We start from the raw sequence: 23,719 nt of genomic DNA, 5'->3' as shown, positions 1-23,719 counted from the left end.
CGGGGCACACTGGAGTGGTGAAAGCTCTATCGTGCGGCCATCTCGCACCGGCCGCCGGGGCGCGTGTCTGCGCCCATCTGACCACCGACAACGGACCTGACTGCTTCCGCGTGCTCACCGGCGTCGCGACCCGGTACGACCTGCTCTGCAAGGCGTGCGCCGACCTCGACGCCCCCGAACTGCTCGACGCGTGCGTCGGCTGCTTCGACCGGGCCGAGGCCGATGCGGACCTCGGCTGGCGCGGCACCCCCGGGATCCTCCGGCACGACCGGGACCTCCGCGGCGCCTGGACGACGACGTCCTGCCCGGTCACCCCGCTGAACGACCAGTGCCTCGCGCCCCTGCCGGACGGCTGGCTCGCGCTCACCACGGAAGGCCTGGTCGAGATCGACGGCGAACCCCGGCTCATCGGGCCGGTCGACGTGCCGCCGGAACCCCCGCGCGAGTGGGCGGGCCACGTCCGCGGACCGGCGCTGTACACGAGCGGAGACGGCCGGTTCGCCGCCGTGGTCACCGACTACGGCAGCCACGGCGCGGTCGTCGACCTCGCCTCGGGCGCGGTGACCCTGGCGCTGGACCGGCAGGACTACCACGCCGACACGACCCGGTTCCCCGTCGCGTTCCTCGACGGCGGCACCGGCCCGCTGGTCGTCGCGGCCACCGACTGGAACCGGCTCGACGTCTTCGACGCCGCCACCGGCCGCCTGCTCACCGACCGCGTCACGACCCGTGAAGAGAACCCCGAGCACTACCTCGACTACTTCTTCGGCGCGCTGCGGCCGAGCCCGTCCGGGCGCGTCCTGCTCGTCGACGGCTGGGCCTGGCACCCGGTGGGGGTGCCGCTGGCGATCGACTGCGAGGCGTGGCTCGCGGGTGAGCGGCACGCGCCCGAACACGGGCGCATGCTCGCCGACCGCGGCTACTGCTGGAACCGGCCGATGGCCTGGGTCGACGAGAACACCGTTGCGCTGCAAGGCATCGGCGAGGACGAGCCGATGCTCGACGGCGTCGAGCTCCGCGACGCCGGGGCCGACCGCCGGATCGGGATGTTCGCCGGGCCCGCCGGCGCGATGTGGGCCCATCGCGGCCTGCTGCACGTCACCGCCGAGGCCGGGTTCGAGGTCTGGGATCCCATCACCGGCGCCCGGATCGGGTTCGCCGAAGACTTCCGGCCCACCGCGCACCGTGACGGCACCTTCGCCGAGCTGGGTAACGATCGGCTGCGGATCTGGTCGTCCGCTCGGTAACGACCCTCAGACTTCGCCGCGGGTGTGCCGATGAATCACGGACGACTCCCGGAAGCGGCCATGACGACGGCGACCACACCCCCGGGCGGCGACGTCTCGGGCTGGGACCGGACCGCCGGCGTCCTGCACCTCGCGTTCGCCACGGTGTTCTTCCTGAGCCTGGCCTGCTTCTGCCTGCGGCTGGTTCCCCGCGACGGCGAGCACTCCGAACAGCGAGGCGCTTTCTGGTGCGGGCGTTCGGGCTCGCCTGGCTCGTCAAGGGACAGACGATGACCCCGTGAGTGTGCCTTACCCCACTCGACCGGGCCACACCACTGGTTACCCACGGGTAACAAGGGCTACTCTGCGGCTGTCAACCCTGTCGACTTGATGGAGTATTCGTGGCCGCACCAGCAACGCCGCTTGCGCCGAACGCGCGAGGGGTACGCAACGTCGCCTTCGTCGAGGGGGTACGGACCCCCTTCGGCAAGGCCGGCGACAAGGGCATCTACGCCGGGACCCGCGCCGACGACCTGGTCGTCAACGCCATCCGGGAGCTGCTGCGGCGGCACCCGGAGCTGCCGCCCGAGCGCGTCGACGAGGTGGCCATCGCCGCCACCACGCAGATCGGCGACCAGGGCCTGACCATCGGCCGCACCGCCGCGCTGCTCGCCGGGCTGCCGAAGTCGGTGCCCGGTTTCGCCCTCGACCGGATGTGCGCCGGCGCCATGACGGCCGTCACGACCACCGCGTCCGGCATCGGCTTCGGCGCCTACGACATCGCGATCGCCGGCGGCGTCGAGCACATGGGCCGCCACCCGATGGGCGAAGGCGTCGACCCGAACCCGCGGATCATCGCCGACAAGCTGGTCGACCCGACCGCGCTCGTCATGGGCCAGACCGCCGAGAACCTGCACGACCGGTTCCCGGACATCACCAAGCTGCGCACCGACACGTTCGCCGCGCGCAGCCAGGAGCGCTACGCCGAAGCCGTCAAGACCGGCAAGATCGGCCCCGAACTGGTTCCGGTCGCCACGCGTTCGAAGGAACTGGGCTGGGGCCTGGCCACCGAGGACGAGCCGCCGCGGCCCGGCACCACCCTCGAGACCCTCGCCGGGCTGAAGACGCCGTTCCGCCCGCACGGCCGGATCACCGCCGGCAACGCCGCGGGCCTCAACGACGGCGCGACCGCGTCGCTGCTGGCCGACGAGGACACCGCCCGCGAGCTGGGCCTGCCTGTCGCGATGCGGCTGGTCGGCTACTCCTTCGCCGGCGTCGAGCCCGAGGTCATGGGCATCGGCCCGGTACCGGCCACCGAGAAGCTGTTCAAGCGCACGGGCCTCTCCATCGACGACATCGGCCTGTTCGAGATCAACGAGGCCTTTGCCGTGCAGGTGCTGGCCTTCCTCGACCACTTCGGCATCGCCGACGACGACCCGCGCGTCAACCAGTGGGGCGGCGCGATCGCCTGCGGCCACCCGCTGGCCTCCTCCGGCGTCCGGCTGATGACGCAGCTCGCGCGCCAGTTCGCCGAGCGGCCCGACGTGCAGTACGGCATCACCACCATGTGCATCGGCATCGGCATGGGCGGCACCGTGATCTGGGAGAACCCGGCGTTCGAGGGGGCGAAGTAATGACTTTCACCGCTGAAGAAGCGAAGGCCGCGTTCCCCGACGAGGTCGTCACCAATGCCGTCACGCGGCTGGTCAAGGTGCCCGGGCTCACCAAACCGGTCGCCCTGATCACCCTCGACAACGGCCACGACCACACCCGGCCGAACACCTTCGGCCCGCAGGGGCTCGTGTCGCTCAACACCGCACTGGACAAGGCGTTCGAGGCCGAGCCGGCCGCGATCGCCGTCACCGGCAAGCCGTTCATCTTCGCCGTCGGCGCGGACCTCTCGGGTGTCGAGTCCGTGAGCGACCCGAAGCTGGCGCGCGAGATCGCCCAGACCGGGCACGACGTCTTCCGCCGCCTCACCGAGACGAAGATCCCGACGTTCGGGTTCGTCAACGGCGCGGTCATGGGCGGCGGCCTCGAGCTGGCGCTGTCATGCCACTACCGGACGCTCTCGGAGAACACCGCCGCGATCGCGTTCCCCGAGGTCTTCCTCGGCCTGTTCCCGGGCTGGGGCGGCACGCAGCTGCTGCCGAACCTCATCGGGCCGGACGCCGCCGTCACGGTGATCATCGAGAACGCCTTGGCGCAGAACAAGATGCTCACCGTCAAGAAGACGGCCGAGCTGGGCATCGTCGACGCCGTCTTCGGCTCGGCGGACTACCTCGAGCAGTCGCTGCTGTGGCTGGCTCGCGTGGTCAACGGCGAGATCACCCCGGCCCGTCGCGAGATCGACCGCGGCGCGGAGTGGGACAACGCCATCGCGCGGGCCAAGTCCCTTGTGGACGGTCGCACGCACGGCGCGTCGCCGGGCGCGACCAAGGCCGTCGAGCTGCTGGAGCTGGCCCGCGAGAACGACCTCGACCGGGGCTACGCGGCGGAGACCGACGGCTTGGCCGAGCTGCTCATGTCCGACGTCCTGCGCGCCGGGCTGTACTCGTTCAACCTGGTCAACAAGCGCGCCAAGCGCCCGGCCGGCGCGCCGGACAGGAACCTGGCGCGCAAGGTGAACAAGGTCGGCATCGTCGGCGCCGGCCTGATGGCCAGCCAGCTCGCGCTGCTGTTCGTGCGCCGCCTCAAGGTGCCGGTCGTGCTGACCGACGTCGACCAGGCGCGCGTCGACAAGGGTGTCGGGTACGTCCACGACGAGATCGACAAGCTGCTGGCCAAGAAGCGCGTCTCCCCGGACGGCGCCAACCGGCTCAAGGCGCTGGTCTCCGGTTCGCTCGACAAGGCCGCGTTCGCCGACGCCGACTTCGTCATCGAGGCCGTGTTCGAGGAGCTGGGCGTCAAGCAGCAGGTGTTCGCCGAGCTGGAGCAGCACGTCTCCGCCGAAGCGATCCTGGCGACCAACACGTCGTCGCTGTCGATCACCGCGATGGCGTCGAAGCTGCAGCACCCCGAGCGCGTGGTCGGCTTCCACTTCTTCAACCCGGTGGCCGTGCTGCCGCTGCTGGAGATCGTCCGCGGCGAGCAGACCGACGACGCGTCGCTCGCGACGGCGTTCTCGGTCGGCAAGCAGCTGAAGAAGTCCAGCGTGCTGGTGAAGGACGCTTCGGCGTTCGTGGTCAACCGGCTCCTGCTGCGCTTCCTCGGCGAGGTGCTGGTGGCGGTCGACGAGGGCACGCCGTTCGAGGTCGCCGACAGCGCGCTCGAGCCGCTCGGCCTGCCGATGTCGCCGCTGACGCTGATGCAGCTCGTCGGCCCGGCCATCGCGCTGCACGTCGGCGAGACGCTGCACGAGGCGTACCCGGACCGGTTCACGGTCAGCGACAACCTCGCCAAGTTCGTCAAGGCGGGCAAGAAGGGCGTCTGGGTCTGGGATGCCCAGGGCAACCAGTCGCCGGACCCCGAGGTCGTCGAGCTGTGGACGCAGGGCGACAAGCCGTCGACGGCGGAGCAGGTGCGTGAGCGCGCCCTTTCCGCCATCGCCGAGGAGATCCGGATCATGCTCGACGAGGGCGTCGTCGCCGAGGCGCAGGACATCGACCTGTGCCTGGTCCTCGGCGCCGGCTGGCCGTTCTGGAACGGCGGCATCACGCCGTACCTGGACCGCTCGGGTGTGTCCGAGCGGATGAACGGCAAGCCGTTCCTCGCCCCCGGCGTCGCGTCGGTCCCGGCTTCCTGAGGTAAAGCCGTGAAGGCCTCCTTACCGGCTCTTATGGCCGGTAAGGAGGCCTTCACGGCTTTCAGTACTCGCCCTCCCGGGGGCACTTCGGCGGCGGTGCGGTGACCTTCAGCCGCGTCGCCGCCGCGTTCAGGTCGTTGACCTGCACCTGGTCGGCGTTCGGGAAGCGGGCGTGCAGCTCCCGCGCCCAGGCGTCCAGGTCCGTGCCGGGCACCGCGAGCAGCGACACCGACGCGGGCAACGCGTCCGGCGTGGTCAGCTGCAGCAATTCGGGCTGGTCCTTGAAGACGTCCTTGAACCGGGCGAACGCCTCCGCTTTGGTCTGGACGAACACCCGCCGCGCCTTCGGGTCGTCGCGGAACCTTCCCGCGGCGTCCCGCATCTCCTCGTCGGTCCGGAAGTACACCGCGACCGACGCGCAGAGGTTGTGCCCGGCCAGCGGCCCGGGGTTCGTGTCCACCGGCAGATCGGGCGGCCGCAGCAGCGCCGCGACGAAGAACGCCAGCCCGACCCCGGCGGCCAGGGCCACCGCGACGACCGGCACCAGGATCCGGGGCAACGACCGCGGTTTCGCGTCCACGCCAGGAATCACAGCACACCCGGCTCTTCGCGCGCGACCGCTAGCCGACGGGCAGGTGCACCGTCACCGCCAGCCCGCCGCCGACGATCGGCTCCGCCGCCACGCTCCCGCCGTGCGCCGCGACCGCCGCGCGGACGATCGACAACCCCAGTCCCGCGCCGAACCGGGCCGTGCGGGCCACGCCCGCGCGGCGGAACGGCTCGAACAGCTCCGGCACCGCGGCCGGGTCCACGAGGCCACCCGACGAGCGGACCCGCAGCACCGACCACTGCGGGCCCGGCTGGGTCGTGACGTCCAGCCAGCCGTGCTCGACGTTGTGGCGCACGGCGTTCTCCAGCAGGTTGCCCGCGATCCGTTCCAGCAGCGCGGGATCGCCGAACGTGGGCGCCGGCGCCATCGTGAACGACGCCCGGATCCCGCGCTGCTCGGCCTCGACGCGGGCCGAGCGCCAGGCGCGGTCGACGACCACCACCAGGTCCACCGGCTCGCGGACGCCGAGGCCCGCGCCGTCCGTGCGGGCCAGCAGCAGCAGCGAGTTGACGAGCTGGCCGGCGCGTTCGGTCGCGTCGCGGACCACGCCGCCCATCCGGCGCAGCTCGGCGACGTCGGCTTCCTCGTCGGCGAGCGTGACGTCCAGTTCCGTGCGGATCACCGACAACGGCGTCCGCAGCTCGTGGCTCGCGTTCGCGACGAAGTGGCGTTGCGCGTCGAACGCGGCCTGCAGCCGGTCGAGCATGTCGTCGAACGTGCCGGCCAGCTCGGCCAGCTCGTCGCGCGGGCGGACCTCGCCGATCCGCTCCCCCATCGACTCGACCGACAGCCGCCGCGCCGTGCCGGTGATCTCGCGCAGCGGCAGCAGCACGCGCGAGGTGAACGTCCAGGCGAGGATCGCCGCGGCCGCGACCACCAGCAGGAACGCCAGCGACCCGAACAGCAGCATCCGGTTGCGGGCGTGCACGCGCAGGTGCTCCGCGAGCGTCGAGGCGTCCACCTGGAAGCCGTCGACGACCACGGTGCTGCCCGGCGGCATCTGCGGGACCGCGTCGAGCGAGTCCCGTACCAGCGTCCAGGCCAGCCAGAGCAGCAGCAGGCTGACGGCGGCGACCAGCACGGTCGCCAGCAGGGTGATCCGGGCGCGGAGGCTGCGGGTGCCCGGCAGGTTCACGCGCGCGGCGTGCCGGGCTCCGGCACCCGGTACCCGGAGCCGACGACCGTCTCGATGATCCCCGGCTCGCCGAGCTTCTTGCGCAGCGTCATGACGGTGACCCGGACGGTCGTGGTGAACGGGTCGGCGTTCTCGTCCCAGACCCGTTCGAGCAGCTCTTCGCTGCTGACCACCGAACCGGCGGCCGAGAGCAGCACCTCGAGGACGCCGAACTCCTTGCGGGTCAGCTCGACCGGCCCGCTGGCGCGGCGCACGGTGCGCTTCGCCGGGTCCAGCTCGACGTCCCCGGCCGTCAGCAACGGCGGCGCGGCCGGCGTGGCGCGGCGGCCCAGCGCCCGCACCCGCGCGACCAGCTCGGGGAAGGCGAACGGTTTCGCGAGGTAGTCGTCGGCCCCGAGCGACAGCCCCTCGACCCGGTCCGACACCGAACTGCTCGCGGTCAGCATCAGCACCCGCGTCAGCTCGCCGGACGCGACGATCTCGCGGCACAGCTCGTCACCGGACATCCCGGGCAGGTCCCGGTCCAGCAACACGACGTCGTACCGCGTGACGGCGGCCTTCTCGTGACCGTCGTCACCCGTGAGCGCGACGTCCACCGCCATGCCTTCGCGGCGCAAGCCACGGGCGATCGCGTCGGCCAGGGGTTCTTCGTCCTCGACTACCAAAACTCGCACCGGACCACAATCCCATATTTTCCTGAGAGTGCCCTTTAAGGACCGTGTGCGTCGGGTGTGGCTCGGCCGGGAGGAGGTCGGCCCGAGCTCAGGAAGTCCGCCGCGGAGTTGAAGGTCCGGTCGATCGTCGTGCCGTTGCCGTCTTCGATGGTGGCGCCGGTCATTCCCGCCGGCCACCTGACCGGCGGCGGCCGAGTCGTCGCCGGACCGGCACGTGTTACGGCAGGCGTCGACCGGCTAGGTCACGTCATGTGTGGCCCAGCGCAGGGCGAACCACAGCCGCATCCGGGTCTCCGGGTCCGCCAGGTCCACGTCGAGCGCGCGTTCCACCTGGGCGATCCGGTGCCGGACGCTGTTGCGGTGCACGCCCAGCGCCGTCGCGGTCGCCTCCCAGCCGCCGTGGTGGGCCAGCCACGTGCGCACCGTCGGCACCAGCTCCCGGTCCCCCGCTCGGTCCAGGGCCAGCAGCGGTTCCAGGGTCCGGGCCGCGAACGCGCGGGACGCGTCCGGCGCCACCAGGGCGTCGAAGTCGAGCGGGCCGCTGCCGGCGAGCACCGGGCGGCCGAGGGCCACCGCGCGTTCCAACAGCAGCTCGACCTCCGCCACGGCTTCGGCCAAGCGTTCGGCCGGGACCGGCGACCCGGCCGCCGCGAGCCAGCCGTGTGCGCGCAGGTCCTCCAGATCTCCCGGTGACGGACCGGTGATCGCGACGAAACGCGGGCCGGGCCGGACCTCGACCAGCGGCGTGTCCAGCCGGGCGCGCAGCCAGTCCGGGCGCAACGCCACCTCGCCGGGCCCGCGGCGGTACGGCGTCCCGGCGACCAGCCGGCAGACGTCCGACCCCAGGACGGCCCGCGCGACGCCGTCGGCCGACGCCCGCCCGAGCAGCAGCCCGGTCGCCGCCGCGCCCAGTTCGGCCGCGTCCGAACCGGCGCGCCCGACCAGGCCGAGCAGGGCCGCGCCGACGGCGAGGATCGCGCGGTCGGCGCTGTCGAACCGGGCGGCGCGGCCGGTGACCACCAGGTGCGACGCCGTCGCCTGCGGGTAGACCGGCTGGACCACGACGAAAACGACGCCGTCGCCGCCCGTCAGCTCGGTCGTCGCGCTGCGGATCCCGCTCCCCGCCCGCACGGTGGCGACGAGCTCGCGCACCTCGGGCGGCAACGGCGCCGGCGCGTCGTGGGCCGAGGCCAGCACGTCCCCGGCGCCGACCAGCGCGACCCAGGACCGCAGCCTCTCCGCAAGCGCTTCCGTCAGCTCGCCGAGCCCGCCGCCCGCCGCGCGCGTCAGGGCTTCCCGGGCCGCGGTGATCCGCCGTTGCTCCCGCTGGCCCGCCTCGGTCAGCGCGACCGAGACGGCCCGGTTGATCGCCAGGAACGGCGTCCGCGGCGGCACCACCAGCAATGGCAGCCCGTGCCGCGCGCACGCCCGGCGCAGCGGCTCGGGCAGCGTCTCGGAGACGGTCGGGGTGAGCCCGAAACCGAGCGCCGTCACGCCGGCCTCGCGCAGCCCGCGCACGTACCGGTCGACGTCGTCGGGCAGGTTCACCCCGGCGGTGAGGATCAGCTCCTCGCCGATCAGGTACGGCGCGGGGTCCCGCAGCTCGCTGACGTGCGCCCAGCGCACCGGGGCGTCGAGCGCGCCCGGCCGCAGCGTCTCGGGGACGACGTCGAGCGCGAGCTCCCGGTTGCCGACGACGTCCCGTAACGGGACATTCACTTCGGTGGACCACGGATCCGCGTTCTGGGTCATTACGTCCTCACCTACAGCAGACGAAGGATCGATCGTCCCATGCCGCAGGAGTGGCCCGCGAACCTACGGTGACCCGAACACCACCCGAAGAGGTAAGGAGGACCGCCGTGACCGGGGACTATGTGGTCATCGCGCTCTACATCGCGGGGATGCTCGGAGTCGGCGGGTACGGCCTCCGGCTCGCGAAGACGAAGTCCGACTACCTCGTCGCCGGGCGGCGGCTGGGCTGGTTCATGTACTCCGGCACGATGTCGGCCGTCGTGCTCGGCGGCGCGTCCACCGTCGGCGGCGTGAAGCTCGGCTACACCTACGGCATCTCGGGCGCCTGGCTGGTGCTCACCATCGGCGTCGGCATCCTGGTGCTGCACGCGGTGTTCGCGCGGCGGCTGGTGCGGCTCAAGGTCTACACCGTCGGCGAGATGCTCGACCTGCGGTACGGCGGCAACACCAGCGCGGTGTCCGGCGTCGTGATGTGGGGCTACACCCTGATGCTCACGGTGACCTCGACGCTGGCCTTCGCCACCATCTTCAAGGTGCTGTTCGACCTGCCGAACTGGGCGGGCATCGCCGTCGGCGGCGCGATCGTGGTGCTCTACTCGGTGCTCGGCGGCATGTGGTCGATCACGCTCACCGACATCGCCCAGTTCGTCATCAAGACCATCGGCATCCTGGCGATCCTGCTGCCGGTCGCGATCAGCTCCGCCGGCGGCTTCAGCGGCATGAGCGAGAAGCTCGACGCGAGCTTCTTCAGCTTCACCTCGATCGGCACGGACACGATCGTCACGTACTTCGTGATCTACACCTTCGGCCTGCTCATCGGCCAGGACATCTGGCAGCGGGTGTTCACCGCCCGCACGCCGGCGATCGCGACGTCCGGCGGCATCACCTCCGGCGTCTACTGCCTGGTCTACGGCGTCGCCGGCGCGCTGATCGGAATGGCCGCCCACGCGCTCTACCCGGACCTCGGCAGCGCGCAGGACGCCTTCGCGACGATCGTCGAACGGCTGCTGCCGACCGGCGTCCGCGGTCTGGTGCTGGCCGCCGCGCTCTCGGCGATGATGTCGACCGCCAGCGGCGCGCTGATCGCCTGCGCCACCACCACGACGTCGGACCTGCTGACCAAGCTGGGCCTGAAGAACAGCGAGACCGGCGAGGTCCGCCGCAACCGGATCACCACGCTCGTGCTCGGCTTGGTCGCGATCGGCATCGCGATGATCGTCGACGACGTCGTCAACGCGCTCACCATCGCCTACGACATCCTCGTCGGCGGCCTGCTGGTGGCGATCGTCGGCGCGCTGTTCTGGAAGCGCGGCACCCGCCAGGGCGCGTACGCCTCGATGATCGCGGGCACGGTGTCCGTGGTGACGTTCATGATCATCGACGGCGTCGAGGCCAACACCCCGATCTACTGGGGGCTGGGCGCGAGCCTGCTGGTCTACCTGGCCGTCAGCTTCGCCACACCCCGCACGGCCGACTCGATCCTGACCACCTGGACCCGCCGTCTCAACGGCGAGGACACGTCCGTCCCACCCCGCGAACAGGAGCCTGCCAGTGCCTAACGTCGGACCCCTCGACTCGTCGCGGATCCCCCGGTTCGCCGGGTTCGCCACCTTCGCGCGGCTGCCGCGGATCGACCAGGTCGAGCGCGCCGACGTCGCCGTCGTCGGGGTGCCCTTCGACTCCGGGGTGTCCTACCGGCCCGGCGCGCGGTTCGGCCCGGCCGCCGTCCGCGAGGCGAGCCGGCTGCTGCGGCCCTACCACCCGGAGCTGGACGTCTCGCCGTTCGCCGAGATGCAGGTGGTGGACGCGGGTGACATCGCCGTCAACCCGTTCAACATCGGCGAGGCGATCGAGGTCCTGCAGCAGGAAGCCGAAGCGCTGCAGGCGAACGGGACGCGGCTGGTGACCGTCGGCGGCGACCACACGATCGCGCTGCCGCTGCTGCGCGCCGCGGCCAAGCGCCACGGACCGGTGGCGCTGCTGCACTTCGACGCGCACCTCGACACCTGGGACACCTACTTCGGCGAGCCGTACACCCACGGCACGCCGTTCCGGCGGGCGTCGGAGGAGGGCATCCTCGACACGAGCGCGCTGTCGCACGTCGGCACGCGCGGGCCGTTGTACGGCAAACGGGACCTCGAAGAAGACCGCCGCCTCGGCTTCGGCATCGTCACCTCCGGCGACGTCCTGCGCCGCGGCGTCGACGAGACCGTGGACGCGCTGCGGCAGCGGATCGGCGACCGGCCGCTGTACGTCTCCGTCGACATCGACGTCCTCGACCCGGCCCACGCCCCCGGCACGGGCACCCCCGAAGCCGGCGGGATGACCAGCCGCGAGCTGCTGGAGATCCTGCGCGGCCTGCGCGACCTCAACCTGATCGGAGCCGACGTCGTCGAACTGGCCCCCGCTTACGATCACGCGGAGATCACCGCCATCGCGGCCTCCCACGTCGCCTACGACCTGGTGAGCCTGCTGACCTTGGGGAAGAGCGCATGACGGACACCGAACGCATCGGCGGCGACGTCGTCGTCGAAACGCTGCGCGCCCTGGGCGCCGACACGGTCTTCGGCCTGCCGGGGCAGCACGCCCTGGGCCTGTTCGAAGCCCTGCGGCGCGCCGACGACCTGCGCGTGATCAGCGGGCGCGTCGAGAACAACCTCGCCTTCGCCGCCGACGGGCACGCCCGCGCGCGGCTCGCGGCGAACCCGGACGGCCCGGTCCCGGTGACGCCGCTCGTCGTCTCCACCGGCCCCGGCGCGCTGCTGACGTTGGCTTCCCTGCAGGAGTCCCGCGCGGCGTCGGTGCCGGTGCTCGGGATCTCCAGCCAGATCCCGGTGGCCGGCCTCGGCGGCGGCCGGCACGGTTACCTGCACGAGCTGCCGGACCAGCAGGCGAGCTTCGCGGGCGTCGTGAAGTCGGTGCACGTCGTGCGCCGCGCGAGCCAGATCCCTTCGGCCTTGCGCGAAGCCTGGACGTCGGCCTCGACCGCGCCCTACGGTCCGGTCTGGGTCGAGATCCCCCAGGACGTGCTGCTCGGCCCGGCCGGCGTCCCGCCGATCACGTCGGTAGCCGCCGCGCCCGTGCCACTCGCTCCGTTGCCCGAGCTGGTCACCGCGGCGGCGGACCTGCTGGCCGCGGCGTCGAACCCGGTCATCCTCGCCGGGGGCGGCGCGCTGCGGTCCGGCGCCCACGCCGAGCTGGCGGCGCTCGCCGAAGCTCTGCGCGCGCCTGTGCTGTCGACCTTCGGCGGCAAGGGCGTCTTCGGCTGGGACCACGAGCTGTCCGGGCAGTCGTGGCTGGAGGACTGGCACAGCACGGAGTTCCTCGCCGACGCCGACGTGCTGCTCGTGCTGGGCTCCGGGCTCGGCGAGCTGTCCAGCAACTACCGCGAGTTCGCGCCGCGGGGGCGCGTGATCCAGGTCGAGGCCGACCTGGGCAAGCTGGAGTCGAACTACCCGGGCCTGGGCATCCACGCCGACGTCCGCCTCACGCTGCAGGCGCTCCTGGAGTGGGTGCCGATGCGGCGTTCGGACGGTCGCGCGGAAGCGGCGGTCGCTTCCTTGCTGTCACGGGTGAAGTCGCGTTTGGACGGTCAGGATCTGGCCGTCGAACGCAAGCTCGTCGACGACGTCCGCGCGGCCGTTCCCGACGGCACGCAGACGTACTGGGACATGACGATCGCCGCGTACTGGGCCTGGTCGGTGTGGAACCCCGAAGGCGCGCCGATCCACACGGCGCAGGGCGCGGGCGGCCTCGGTTACGGCCTGCCGGGTGCGCTCGGCGGCGCGGCCGCGACCGGCGGGCCCACGCTGGCCGTGTCCGGTGACGGCGGCGCGATGTACAGCGTCGCGGAGCTGGCCACCGCCGTCCAGCACGGCCTGGACGTCACGTGGCTGATCGTCGACGACGGCGGGTACGGCATCCTCCGCGAGTACCTCACCGGCGCCTTCGGGCAGTCGACGGCCACCGAGCTGGCCCGGCCGGACTTCGTGTCCCTGGCGCAGTCTTTCGGCGTCTCCGCTCAATTGTCCACTTTGGACACCGTGGGCGCCGATCTCGCCGAGGCGTTGCGCACGCCGGGACCGTCCGTCGTGGTCCTGCCCGCCCTGCTGAAGATGTTCGAGCCGACCCACCTGGAGCAGTCATGACGCTCGACCTGACCGACCCGGCGACCGGCGAGGTGTTCGGCACCAGCCCGATCGCCACTCAGTCCGATGTGGACAACGCTCTCGAATCGGCCGCGCGGGCGTTCGAGGTGTGGCGGCGCAGCACCCCGGCGCAGCGGCAGCTCGCCCTGCTGAAGATCGCGGACGCGCTGGAAGCGCGTGCGGAAGAGTTTGCCGACCTGGAAGTGCGCGAGACGGGCAAGTTCCGGTCCGTCGTGCTGGAGGAAGAGATCCCGGAGTGCGTGAGCGCTCTGCGGTTCTTCGCGGGCGCCGCGCGGCAGCTGGAAGGCACCGCGGCCGGGGAGTACACGGCCGGCCACACGTCGGTGATCCGCCGCGAGCCGGTCGGGGTCTGCGCGCAGATCGCGCCGTGGAACTACCCGCTGATGATGGCGATCTGGAAGATCGCGCCGGCGCTGGCCGCGGGGAACACGGTGGTGCTCAAGCCCGCCGAGACGACCCCGTCGACGGCCGTGCTGCTGGCCGAGGTCGCCGCCGAGTTCCTGCCTTCGGATGCGTTCACGGTCCTGACCGGTGACCGCGACACCGGCCGCGCCCTGGTCAAGCACCCGATCACGGCGCTGGTCTCGATCACCGGGTCGACGCGGGCGGGCATCGACGTCGCCACCGTGGCGGCCGCCGACCTCAAGCGCACCCACCTGGAGCTGGGCGGGAACGCGCCGCTGCTGGTCTTCCCCGACGTCGACCTCGCCTCGACGGCCGAAGGCATCGTGGGCGCCGCGTTCTACAACGCCGGGCAGGACTGCACCGCGGGCAGCCGGGTGCTGGTGCACGCCTCGATCCACGACGACTTCGTTTCTTCGCTCGCGAAGACCGCTGCCGCGCAGACCCCGGGCGTCGACTACGGCCCGCTCAACAGCCGCGCGCAGTTCGACCGCGTCCAGGGCCTGCTCGAGCGGCTGCCGTCACACGCCCGCGTCGAAACCGGCGGGGTTCAGCACGGCGACCGCGGGTTCTACTTCTCCCCCACGGTGGTTTCCGGGCTGCGCCAGGACGACGAGATCGTCCAGGAGGAGATCTTCGGGCCGGTCGTCACCGTTCAGTCCTTTTCGGACGAAGACGAGGGTGTCGCGCTGGCCAACGGCGTGCCGTACGGGCTGGCGTCGTCGGTCTGGACGCGGGACCTCGCGACCGCCGCGCGCGTCTCGGCCGAGCTGGACTTCGGCTGCGTGTGGGTCAACACGCACGGCCCGCTGGTCGCCGAGATGCCGCACGGCGGCTTCGGCCACTCCGGGCACGGCAAGGACCTCTCGGCGTACGCCTTCGCCGAGTACACCCGCGTCAAGCACGTGATGACGCGGTTCGCCTAGCCCGGTCAGCTGCGGTTCGCGTCCTTCTTCTCCGCTGCCGCCTCCGCTGAGCCGATGCGGCCCGACGCCCACTCCGTCACCCGGCGGGCGACGTCCTGGGCGGTGAGGCCGATGCGGGTCAGGACCTCGTCGCGGCTGCCCAGGTCGTGGAACGTCTGCGGGACGGCCAGGTCGCGCAGCGGGACGTCGCACTCGGCGTCGCGGAAGACCGCCGCCAGGGCCGAGCCGAAGCCGCCGTGGCGGCCGCTGTCCTCGACCGTCACCACCAGCTTGTGCTGCTCGGCCAGTGCGACCAGCTCCGCGGGCACCGGCAGCACCCAGCGCGGGTCGACGACCGTGACGCCGATGCCCTGGTCGGCCAAGCGCGCCGCGGCGGCCAGGCCCAGCGTGGCGAACGCGCCCACCGTGACCAGCAGGACGTCGGCGCCCTCCTTCGGGCGGCGCAGCACGTCGACCGTGCCGAGCCGCTCGACCGCGGTGACGTCCGTGCCGACCTTGCCCTTGGAGAACCGCAGCGCGGTCGGGCCGTCGGCCACCGCCACCGCTTCGCGCAGCTCCTCGCGCAGCGTGGCCGGGTCGCGCGGCGCGGCGACGCGCATGCCGGGCACCATGCCCAGCAGCGACAGGTCCCACATGCCGTGGTGGCTCGGCCCGTCCGGCCCGGTGATCCCGGCGCGGTCCAGCACCAGCGTCACCGGCAGGCGGTGCAGCGCGACGTCCATCAGGACCTGGTCGAACGCGCGGTTGAGGAACGTCGAGTAGATCGCGACGACCGGGTGCAGCCCGCCCATGGCGAGGCCGGCGGCCGAGGTGACGGCGTGCTGCTCGGCGATGCCGACGTCGTACCAGCGATCCGGGAACGCCTCGGCGAACTTGTCCAGCCCGGTCGAGCGCAGCATCGCCGCGGTGATCGCGACGACGTCGTCGCGGTCGGCGCCGATCTTCGCCAGCTCGTCGCCGAACACGCCGGTCCAGCTGGGGCCCTTCACCGGCGGCAGGCCGGTCTCCGGGTCGATCGGGTCGGTCTGGTGCATCTGGTCGTGCTCGTTGTTGACCGCGGGCGCGTAGCCGTGGCCCTTCTCGGTGACCACGTGCACGATCACCGCGCCGCCGAACGCCTTCGCGCTCTGGAACGCCTTCTCCAGCGCGGCGAAGTCGTGGCCGTCGACCGGGCCGAGGTACTTCAGGCCGAGGTCGGAGAACATCGCCTGCGGGCTCAGCGCGTCCTTCAGGCCGGCCTTCGCGGCGTGCAGGGCGGCGTAGATCGGCTTGCCGACGACGGGGGTGTGCTTGAGGAGCTCGCGGCCGCCGTCGAGCAGGCGCTCGTACCCGGGCTGCAGGCGCAGCGCGGCGAGGTGGTCGGCGAGCCCGCCGATGGTCGGCGAGTAGGACCGGCCGTTGTCGTTGATGACGATCACGACCGGACGGTCCCGGTGCGCGGCGATGTTGTTGAGCGCCTCCCAGCACATGCCGCCGGTGAGCGCGCCGTCGCCGACGACGGCGACCGCGTGCCGCTCGTCGTCGCCCAGCGCGAACGCCTTCGCCAGTCCGTCCACATAGGACAGTGCTGAGGAGGCGTGGCTGCTCTCGACCCAGTCGTGCTCGCTCTCGGCGCGCGACGGGTAGCCGGTGACGCCGCCGGTCTGGCGCAGCTTGTCGAAGCCCTCCGCGCGGCCGGTGACGATCTTGTGGACGTAGGCCTGGTGCCCGACGTCCCAGACGATCGCGTCGCGCGGGGAGTCGAACACGCGGTGCAGGGCCAGTGTCATCTCGACGACGCCGAGGTTCGGCCCCAGGTGCCCGCCGGCCCTGCGGACCTTGTCGACGAGGAAGTCCCGGATCTCGGCCGCCAGTTCGCCGAGGTCCTCGACACTCATGCGCTTCAGGTCCGCCGGTCCGCTGACGGACTCCAGCATCGTCACTCGTCTCCACCTCGCTCATCCACGACCACGTTCCGGCCAGTCTACGGAGACCCGCCACCGAGGTTCCGCCCGCCGCGTCCGGCGTCACAGGCGGAGCGCGACCACCCGTCATCACGCGGGGTGAACCTCGTCTCCCCGCGCTGCTGTGGCGGTTACGCCGCGTGGCCACGAGAATGGCGGCATGGCGGACTTCTTCATCGGCGGCGACTGGGTGGACGCGGTGGCCGGCGGGCGGCGCGAAATCCGCTGCCCGGCCGACGGCACCCCGGTCGCGACGGTCGCCGAGGGCACCGCCGCGGACACCGAGGCCGCCATCGCCGCGGCGCGGCGCGCGTTCGACACCGGGCCGTGGCCCGGCACGCCCGCGCACCTGCGCGGTGACCTGCTGTTGCGCACCGCCGGCCTGCTGGACCGCGACGCCGAGGCGTTCGCCAGGGCCGAGTCGCTCGACACCGGCAAGCGCCTGGTCGAGAGCCGCTACGACATGGCCGACATCGCCGCCTGCCTCCGGTACTTCGGCAAGCTCGCGGCCCAGGACGCGGGCCGCGTCGTCGACACCGGCAACCCGGACGCCGTCAGCCGGATCGTGCACGAACCGGTCGGCGTCTGCGGGCTGATCACACCGTGGAACTACCCGCTGTTGCAGACCGTGTGGAAGATCGCACCCGCGCTGGCCGCGGGCAACACGTTCGTGCTCAAGCCCAGCGAGCTGACGCCGCACACGGCGATCCTGTTCCTGAAGCTGCTCACCGAGGCGGGCCTGCCGGACGGCGTCGCGAACCTGGTGCTCGGCGCCGGCGCCGAGGTCGGCGCGCCGCTGGCCGAGCACCCCGACGTCGACCTGGTGTCGTTCACCGGCGGCCTGGCCACCGGCAAGGTGATCGCGGCGACGGCCGCGGGCACGGTCAAGAAAGTGGCCCTCGAGCTGGGCGGGAAGAACCCGAACGTGGTCTTCGCCGACGCCGACTTCGAGACGGCGGTCGACTACGCGCTGACGGCGGTGTTCCTGCACTCCGGCCAGGTCTGCTCAGCCGGCGCGCGGCTGATCGTGCAGCGCGAGTGGCACGACGAGTTCGTCGCCGAGCTGGTGCGCCGGGCCGAGCGGATCCGCCTCGGCGGGCCGTTCGACGCGCAGGCGGAAACCGGCCCGCTGATCTCGGCGGCCCACCGGGCGAAGGTCGAGGCCTACGTGGCCGCCGCTCTGGCCGAAGGCGCCGTACTGCGGACGGGCGGCCGCCGGCCTTCGGATCCTTCCCTGGCCGACGGCTTCTACTACCTCCCGACGATCCTGGACGAGGTCCGGCAGGGCTCGTCGGCGGTCGTCGACGAGTCGTTCGGCCCGGTCCTGACGGTCGAGACGTTCACCGACGAGGACGACGCCGTCCGCATCGCCAACGACACCTGCTACGGCCTGGCCGGCGCGGTGTTCACGCAGGACGCCGGGCGGGCGCAGCGCGTCGCGGGCCGGCTGCGCCACGGCACGGTGTGGATCAACGACTTCCACCCGTACCTGCCGCAGGCCGAGTGGGGCGGCTACAAGCAGTCCGGCTTCGGCCGCGAGCTGGGCCCGGCGGGTTTGGGCGAGTACACCGAGACGAAGCACATCTACCAGAACCTGCGCCCGGCGCCGCAGCGCTGGTTCGCGGGCTGAGCTGTCGCCCGCCTCCCTGGTCAGCGTGGTGGCCTTCGGCGGGCGACTCGGTCGTTCACGACGGTCACCACGATGACCGGAGTGGCCACCACGGGGACCGGCTGTCGCCCGATCGGGATCCACCGAACGGCCCAGCCGCGGAAAGGCGACCGGAAAGCCGTTTCCGGCGTTTTATGCTGCCTGCGTGACGCGGTTTGCTTGGCGGGGGCCACGAGCGGCGGTGGTGGCGGTCACCGGACTGGGGGTGATCGCGGGCCTGACCCTGCGCACGGCCGAGTACCCCGGAGTCCTGCCCCTGGGCACGCCGGACCCGGAACTGGCCCTGGGCCTGCGCCTGGTCTGCGCCGCGGCGGTCCTGATCGCGGCGACGCTCGCGTACCTGACCTTCGCGCGCAAGCAGGACGAGCCCCTGGCGATGACCTGCCTGCCGGGCCTGGTCGTGACGGGCGTGGTGCTGCGCCACCTGGTGGTGACACTGCCGCACGTATCCCGCTTCCAGCCGGCGGCCCGCATCGTCCCGGGAGCCGGAGCGTGGGTGCTCCTGGTCTCGGGAGCAGCGATGACGGCGACCGGCCTGGCCGCGGCGTTCGCGGCACGCCGAGCGGCCTGAACCCGGCAACCGGCCGAGCCGCGACCCTCGAACGCCGCGTGGGGGTCCGCACCGCCGTAGCGCGATCGAAAGCGTCGAGAACAGTCACCAGGACAGTGTGACGACCACCACTGACAAAACTCAGGACAGCAGCGCCACGCACTCCACGTGGTGCGTCATCGGGAACGCGTCGAACGCGCGCAGCGCCGTCAGCGCGTAACCGTGCGACGTGAACGTCGCGAGGTCGCGGGCCAGGGCCGCCGGGTCGCAGGCGACGTACACGACGCGGTCCGGCTGGCCGGCCACGATCGACTCCACCACTGCCTTGCCCGCGCCCTTGCGGGGCGGGTCCAGGACGACGACGTCGACGGGCTTGTCCGCCGCGGACAGCACGTCCTCCACCCGCCCGGCCTGCCACGACACCTGCGGCAGGTCCGCGAGGTTGTGCTGGCCGTCGGTGACCGCGCGGCGGCCCGACTCGATCGCCAGCACCCGCCCGGATTCGCCGACCTGCGAGGCCAGCACCGACGCGAACAGCCCGACGCCCGCGTAGAGGTCCCAGGCCGATCCGCCCACCGGCGCTTCCGCCCACTCCGCCACGACCGCGGCCAAGGTGGACGCCGCCGCCGGGTGGACCTGCCAGAAGCCGTGCGCGTCGAGGCGCCAGTCGCGGCCCGCGGCGTGCTGCACGGCCACGCCGCCCGACAGCTGCCGGGCGCGGACCTTGCCGCGCACCGTCGACAGCTCGCGGACGTGGGTGCGGCCGTCGCCGTCGCTGGTCACCTCCAGCTCGCTGCCCGGGCGCCAGCGCCGCGCGAGGACGTCTTCGAGCTCGCCCGGGACCGCGATCGGGCAGTCCTCCAGGGCCACCACGCGGTGGCTGTGGTGGGCGCGCAGGCCCGCGCGCCCGTCCCGCCCGGCGACCAGCCGGACGCGGCTGCGCCAGTCCAGTGGCCCGCCGTCGAGGGCTTCGACGACGACCTCGCGCTCGATGCCGGCCAGCCGCTGCAGCTGCTCCGCGACCACCGCGGCCTTCAGCTCACGCTGGTACGACGGCGACGCGTGCTGCCAGTCGCAGCCGCCGCACGCGCCGGGCGCGGCGAGCGGGCACGGCGGTGTGACGCGGTCCGGTGACGGCTTGAGCACCTCGACCGCGTCGCCGCGGCAGAACGAGCCGCCGTTGTCCTCGGTGACCTCGACGCGCACGTGCTCGCCGGGCAGCGCGTGCCGGACGAACACCACCCGTCCGTCGGCGCGGGCCACGCAGTGGCCGCCGTGCGCGACCGCACCGACCTCCACTTCGAGTACTCGGCCTTGCCAGGACGTCATTCAGCGGGCTCCTTGGGTTTCGCATCGGGCTGGGAAACGGGCTTGGAAACGGGCTTCGAGACGGGGGTGACGGGCGGGACGCCGCCGGGTGAGAACCCGCGCCGGACGTCGCCCGCGGCGGGCCGTTCGTTCCGGACGCGCGCGGCCGCCTTGGCCGAGGACTCCAGCTGCCACGGCACGCTCGCCACGATCACGCCGGACTGGAACAGCAGACGGCCCTTGAGCCGCAGCGCGCTCTGGTTGTGCAGCACCTGCTCCCACCAGTGACCGACCACGTACTCCGGGATGAACACGGTCACGACGTTGCGCGGGTTGTCGCCGCGCACGCGCTTCACGTAGTCCAGCACCGGTTTCGTGATCTCGCGGTAGGGCGATTCGACGACCTTCAGCGGCACCTTGAAGTTGTGCGCGTCCCATTCGGCGGTGAGCCGGCGGGTGTCCGCGTCGTCCACGTTGACCGTGACGGCTTCGAGGACGTCCGGGCGCATCGCCTTGGCGTAGGCCAGCGCGCGCAGGGTCGGCCGGTGCAGTTTGGACACCAGCACGATCGCGTGGTTGCGCGACGGCAGCACGGTCGGGGTGTCGCCGAGGTCCTTCAGCTCGTCGGCGACGCGGTCGTAGTGCTTCCGGATCGCGGTCATCAGCACGAAGATCGCGATCATCGCGGCGATCGCGATCCACGCGCCCAGCAGGAACTTCGTGATCAGCACGATCACCAGCACGACGCCGGTGCAGGTGAGGCCGACCGCGTTGACCGTCTGCGAGCGCCGCATCCGCCGCCGCTTGGCGGGGTCGGTTTCCTTGGCCAGCAACCGGTTCCAGTGCCGGATCATGCCCGCCTGGCTCACCGTGAACGACACGAACACACCCACGATGTACAGCTGGATCAGCCGGGTCACCTCGGCGTCGAACGCGATGATCAGCACCAGCGCGAACGCCGCCAGGAACAGGATCCCGTTGGAGAACGCGAGCCGGTCGCCGCGGGTGTGCAGCTGCCGCGGCAGGTAGCGGTCCTGCGCCAGGATCGAGCCCAGCACCGGGAAACCGTTGAACGCGGTGTTCGCGGCCAGCAGCAGGATGATGCCGGTGGAGAAGGAGATGTAGTAGAACGCCGGCGGGAAGTCCGCGAACACCGCGTGCGCGATCTGCGCGACGATCGTCTTCTGCTGGTAGCCCGCGGGCGCGCCGGCGAGCTGCTCCGCCGGGTCCTCGGCGAACTTGACGTCGGTGATCGTGGCGAGCGTGATGATGCCGACCAGCATGGTGACGGCGAGCAGGCCCATCATCAGCAGCGTGGTGGCCGCGTTCTTCGACTTGGGTTTCTGGAACGCCGGGACGCCGTTGCTGATCGCCTCGACCCCGGTCAGCGCCGCGGCGCCGGAGGAGAACGCCCGCAGCACCAGGAACGCGTACGCGACACCCGCGAAGGATCCTTCGGCGCTCAGCGTGAACCCGGCGCTCTCGGCCTTCATCTGGGTGCCGGTCGCCGCCTGGACCAGGCCCCAGACGACCATGATCATGATGCCGATGATGAACCCGTACGTCGGGATCGCGAAGGCCTTGCCCGACTCGCGGATGCCCCGCAGGTTCAACGCCGTGAGCACCGAGACGATCACGATGGACGCCAGCACCTTGTGCTCGGCGACCCACGGGACGGCGGACCCGATGTTGGCCACACCGGACGAAGTGGACACCGCGACCGTGAGGACGTAGTCGACGAGCAGCGCGCTCGCGACGGTCAGCCCGAACTTGCCGCCCAGGTTCGTGTTGGCGACCTCGTAGTCACCGCCGCCGCTCGGGTAGGCGTGCACGTTCTGCCGGTAGGACGCGACGACGACGAGCATCACCAGCGCGACCATGATGCCGATCCACGGCGCCAGCGCGTACGCGGACAGCCCCGCGACGCTCAGCGTCAGGAAGATCTCTTCGGGCGCGTACGCCACGCTCGAGAGCGCGTCGGACGCGAAGATAGGCAGCGCGATGCGCTTCGGCAGGAGCGTGTGAGCGAGCCTGTCACTGCGGAACGGACGTCCGAGGACCAGGCGTTTCAGCACGGTCGGGAACTTCGACACCACCGGACAGTACAGCGGAGCGGCGCTTCTCCGTCGAGGGCGGTGGCGGGGAGGACGGTGGAGCTGACCGCCGGGGCGCAGGGTAGGTTCGGCGCTGGCATGTCGGGGTAGGTACGGACGGGAAACCGCCGAATGAGGAGGCAGGGCGTGCACGTGGTGATCATGGGATGCGGCCGGGTCGGCGCGTCCCTGGCCGCTGCGCTGGAGCGGCTCGGCCACGAGGTGGCCGTCATCGACAAGAACCAGCAGGCGTTCCGCAGGCTGGGCAGCGACTTCCACGGCCAGCAGGTCGTCGGGGTCGGGTTCGACCGCAAGGTGCTGATCTCGGCCGGGATCGAGCGGGCCGGCGCGTTCGCCGCGGTGTCCAGCGGCGACAACTCGAACATCATCTCGGCGCGGGTCGCGCGCGAGAACTTCGGCATCGAGCACGTCGTGGCGCGGATCTACGACCACAAGCGCGCCGCCGTCTACGAGCGGCTGGGCATCCCGACGGTGGCGACCGTGCCGTGGACGACCGACCGGTTCCTGCGCACCCTGCTGCCGGACGGCGTCGCGTCGGCGTGGCGGGACCCGTCGGGCAACGTCGCGATCCTGCAGCTGCCGCTGCACGAGGGCTGGGTCGGGCACTCCGTGAAGTCCCTGCAGGAGGCGAGCGGCGCGCGGGTCGCGTTCATCATGCGCTTCGGCACCGCCGTGCTGCCGGAACCCAAGACCGTGCTGCAGGCCGACGACGACGTGTGGGTGGCCGCGCGCTCCGGCACCGTCAGCGACGTGGGCAGCGTGGCCAACCGCGAACCGGAGGACGAGGCATGAGGGTCGCGATTGCCGGTGCGGGCGCCGTGGGCCGGTCCATCGCCGCCGAGCTGATCGACGGCAGGCACCAGGTGATGCTCATCGAGCGGGAGGCCGACCAGTTCGAGCCGCACACCGTCGAGCAGGCCGACTGGGTGCTCGGCGACGCCTGCGAGGTGTCGATCCTGGAGGAGTCCGGGATCGAGCAGTGCGACGTCGTGATCGCGGCGACCGGCGACGACAAGGCCAACCTCGTGGTGTCGCTGCTGGCGAAGACCGAGTTCGCGGTGAAGCGCGTCGTGGCCCGGGTGAACAACCCGGCCAACGAGTGGCTCTTCACCGACGCCTGGGGCGTCGACGTCGCGGTGTCGACCCCGCGGATGCTCGCGGCGATGGTCGAAGAGGCGGTCAGCGTCGGCGACCTCGTGCGGCTGATGACCTTCCGGCAGAGCAACGCGAACCTCGTCGAGCTCACCCTCCCGGAGGAGACGCCGCTGGCCGGGAAGCCGGTGAGCGAGCTGGACCTGCCCCGCGACGCGGCGCTGGTGACCATCCTGCGCGGCGACCGCGTGATCGTGCCGCAGCCGGAGGACCCGCTCGAGCCGGGCGACGAGCTGCTGTTCGTGGCGACGTCCGACGTCGAGCCGGAGATCCGCACGGCCCTGGGCTACTGACAAAAGCCGTGAAGGCCTCCTTACCGGCTCTTATAGCCGGTAAGGAGGCCT

The 23,719-nt window shown here is 72.0% G+C and carries 19 protein-coding genes; 12 read left to right on the top strand and 7 right to left on the bottom strand.

Annotated elements, in window-relative coordinates; genetic code table 11:
- Positions 1-17: 17 nt before the first annotated feature.
- From MUY22_RS26430 to MUY22_RS26415, 4 genes are all read left to right on the top strand, one after another.
- A complete protein-coding gene (locus MUY22_RS26430) occupies positions 18-1,247 on the top strand; it encodes a hypothetical protein (RefSeq protein WP_247049038.1) in 1,230 nt (409 codons plus the stop codon).
- Between the two features lie 30 nt (positions 1,248-1,277).
- Positions 1,278-1,520, top strand: coding sequence for a hypothetical protein (locus MUY22_RS26425; protein ID WP_247049037.1), 243 nt, complete (start codon positions 1,278-1,280; stop codon positions 1,518-1,520).
- 107 nt (positions 1,521-1,627) lie between these two features.
- A complete protein-coding gene (locus MUY22_RS26420) occupies positions 1,628-2,860 on the top strand; it encodes a thiolase family protein (RefSeq protein ID WP_247049036.1) in 1,233 nt (410 codons plus the stop codon).
- On the top strand, positions 2,860-4,971 hold the full coding sequence (locus tag MUY22_RS26415) for a 3-hydroxyacyl-CoA dehydrogenase NAD-binding domain-containing protein (RefSeq protein WP_247049035.1): 2,112 nt from the start codon (positions 2,860-2,862) through the stop codon (positions 4,969-4,971). Before MUY22_RS26420 ends, MUY22_RS26415 begins: the two co-directional genes overlap by 1 nt.
- Positions 4,972-5,032: 61 nt before the next feature.
- On the opposite strand, the gene MUY22_RS26410 is transcribed toward MUY22_RS26415, so the two are convergent.
- The 4 genes from MUY22_RS26410 to MUY22_RS26395 all read right to left on the bottom strand — a co-directional run bounded on the left by MUY22_RS26410 (position 5,033) and on the right by MUY22_RS26395 (position 9,142).
- The gene (locus tag MUY22_RS26410) at positions 5,033-5,551 is read right to left on the bottom strand and encodes a permease-like cell division protein FtsX (RefSeq protein WP_247049034.1); all 519 of its coding nucleotides are present in this window, start codon (positions 5,549-5,551) and stop codon (positions 5,033-5,035) included.
- Positions 5,552-5,591: 40 nt separating this feature from the next.
- Complete coding sequence (locus MUY22_RS26405; RefSeq protein ID WP_247049033.1) at positions 5,592-6,716, bottom strand: cell wall metabolism sensor histidine kinase WalK; 1,125 nt, start codon at positions 6,714-6,716, stop codon at positions 5,592-5,594.
- On the bottom strand, positions 6,713-7,390 hold the full coding sequence (locus MUY22_RS26400) for a response regulator transcription factor (RefSeq protein WP_247049032.1): 678 nt from the start codon (positions 7,388-7,390) through the stop codon (positions 6,713-6,715). The genes MUY22_RS26405 and MUY22_RS26400 overlap by 4 nt, the downstream gene beginning before the upstream one ends.
- Positions 7,391-7,627: 237 nt before the next feature.
- The gene (locus MUY22_RS26395; protein WP_247049031.1) at positions 7,628-9,142 is read right to left on the bottom strand and encodes a PucR family transcriptional regulator; all 1,515 of its coding nucleotides are present in this window, start codon (positions 9,140-9,142) and stop codon (positions 7,628-7,630) included.
- Positions 9,143-9,249: 107 nt separating this feature from the next.
- On the opposite strand from MUY22_RS26395, the gene MUY22_RS26390 reads away from it, so the two are divergent.
- From MUY22_RS26390 to MUY22_RS26375, 4 genes are read left to right on the top strand one after another with little or no spacing between them, the layout of a single operon-like run.
- The gene (locus MUY22_RS26390; RefSeq protein WP_247049030.1) at positions 9,250-10,701 is read left to right on the top strand and encodes a sodium:solute symporter; all 1,452 of its coding nucleotides are present in this window, start codon (positions 9,250-9,252) and stop codon (positions 10,699-10,701) included.
- A complete protein-coding gene (gene speB / locus MUY22_RS26385) occupies positions 10,694-11,638 on the top strand; it encodes an agmatinase (protein WP_247049029.1) in 945 nt (314 codons plus the stop codon). The genes MUY22_RS26390 and speB overlap by 8 nt, the downstream gene beginning before the upstream one ends.
- Positions 11,635-13,290, top strand: coding sequence for a thiamine pyrophosphate-binding protein (locus tag MUY22_RS26380; protein ID WP_247049028.1), 1,656 nt, complete (start codon positions 11,635-11,637; stop codon positions 13,288-13,290). The genes speB and MUY22_RS26380 overlap by 4 nt, the downstream gene beginning before the upstream one ends.
- Positions 13,287-14,639: an aminobutyraldehyde dehydrogenase gene (locus tag MUY22_RS26375; protein ID WP_247049027.1), complete on the top strand. Its 1,353-nt coding sequence runs from the start codon at positions 13,287-13,289 to the stop codon at positions 14,637-14,639. Before MUY22_RS26380 ends, MUY22_RS26375 begins: the two co-directional genes overlap by 4 nt.
- Before the next feature lie 5 nt (positions 14,640-14,644).
- On the opposite strand, the gene dxs is transcribed toward MUY22_RS26375, so the two are convergent.
- Complete coding sequence (gene dxs, locus MUY22_RS26370; protein WP_247049026.1) at positions 14,645-16,561, bottom strand: 1-deoxy-D-xylulose-5-phosphate synthase; 1,917 nt, start codon at positions 16,559-16,561, stop codon at positions 14,645-14,647.
- A gap of 181 nt (positions 16,562-16,742) precedes the next feature.
- Between dxs and MUY22_RS26365 the strand changes: the two genes are divergently transcribed.
- Together MUY22_RS26365 and MUY22_RS26360 are read left to right on the top strand one after the other, a co-directional pair.
- On the top strand, positions 16,743-18,212 hold the full coding sequence (locus MUY22_RS26365; RefSeq protein WP_247049025.1) for an aldehyde dehydrogenase family protein: 1,470 nt from the start codon (positions 16,743-16,745) through the stop codon (positions 18,210-18,212).
- Positions 18,213-18,396: 184 nt separating this feature from the next.
- Entirely contained in the window at positions 18,397-18,822 is a 426-nt protein-coding gene (locus tag MUY22_RS26360) for a hypothetical protein (RefSeq protein ID WP_247049024.1), read from the top strand.
- Positions 18,823-18,942: 120 nt separating this feature from the next.
- On the opposite strand, the gene MUY22_RS26355 is transcribed toward MUY22_RS26360, so the two are convergent.
- A complete protein-coding gene (locus MUY22_RS26355; protein ID WP_247049023.1) occupies positions 18,943-20,130 on the bottom strand; it encodes a class I SAM-dependent RNA methyltransferase in 1,188 nt (395 codons plus the stop codon).
- Positions 20,127-22,202, bottom strand: coding sequence for an APC family permease (locus MUY22_RS26350; protein WP_247049022.1), 2,076 nt, complete (start codon positions 22,200-22,202; stop codon positions 20,127-20,129). Before MUY22_RS26350 ends, MUY22_RS26355 begins: the two co-directional genes overlap by 4 nt.
- A gap of 147 nt (positions 22,203-22,349) precedes the next feature.
- Here MUY22_RS26350 and MUY22_RS26345 point away from each other — a divergent pair, with 147 nt between their 5' ends.
- A complete protein-coding gene (locus MUY22_RS26345; protein WP_247049021.1) occupies positions 22,350-23,015 on the top strand; it encodes a TrkA family potassium uptake protein in 666 nt (221 codons plus the stop codon).
- Positions 23,012-23,668, top strand: a complete 657-nt coding sequence (locus tag MUY22_RS26340) for a TrkA family potassium uptake protein (RefSeq protein ID WP_247049020.1) — start codon at positions 23,012-23,014, stop codon at positions 23,666-23,668. The genes MUY22_RS26345 and MUY22_RS26340 overlap by 4 nt, the downstream gene beginning before the upstream one ends.
- The last annotated feature ends 51 nt before the right edge of the window (positions 23,669-23,719 follow it).

This window comes from Amycolatopsis sp. WQ 127309 (genome assembly GCF_023023025.1).
Taxonomy (GTDB): Bacteria; Actinomycetota; Actinomycetes; order Mycobacteriales; family Pseudonocardiaceae; genus Amycolatopsis.
The sequence above is the reverse complement of the archived record's forward strand: the minus strand, read 5'-3'. Positions and strand labels throughout refer to the sequence as shown.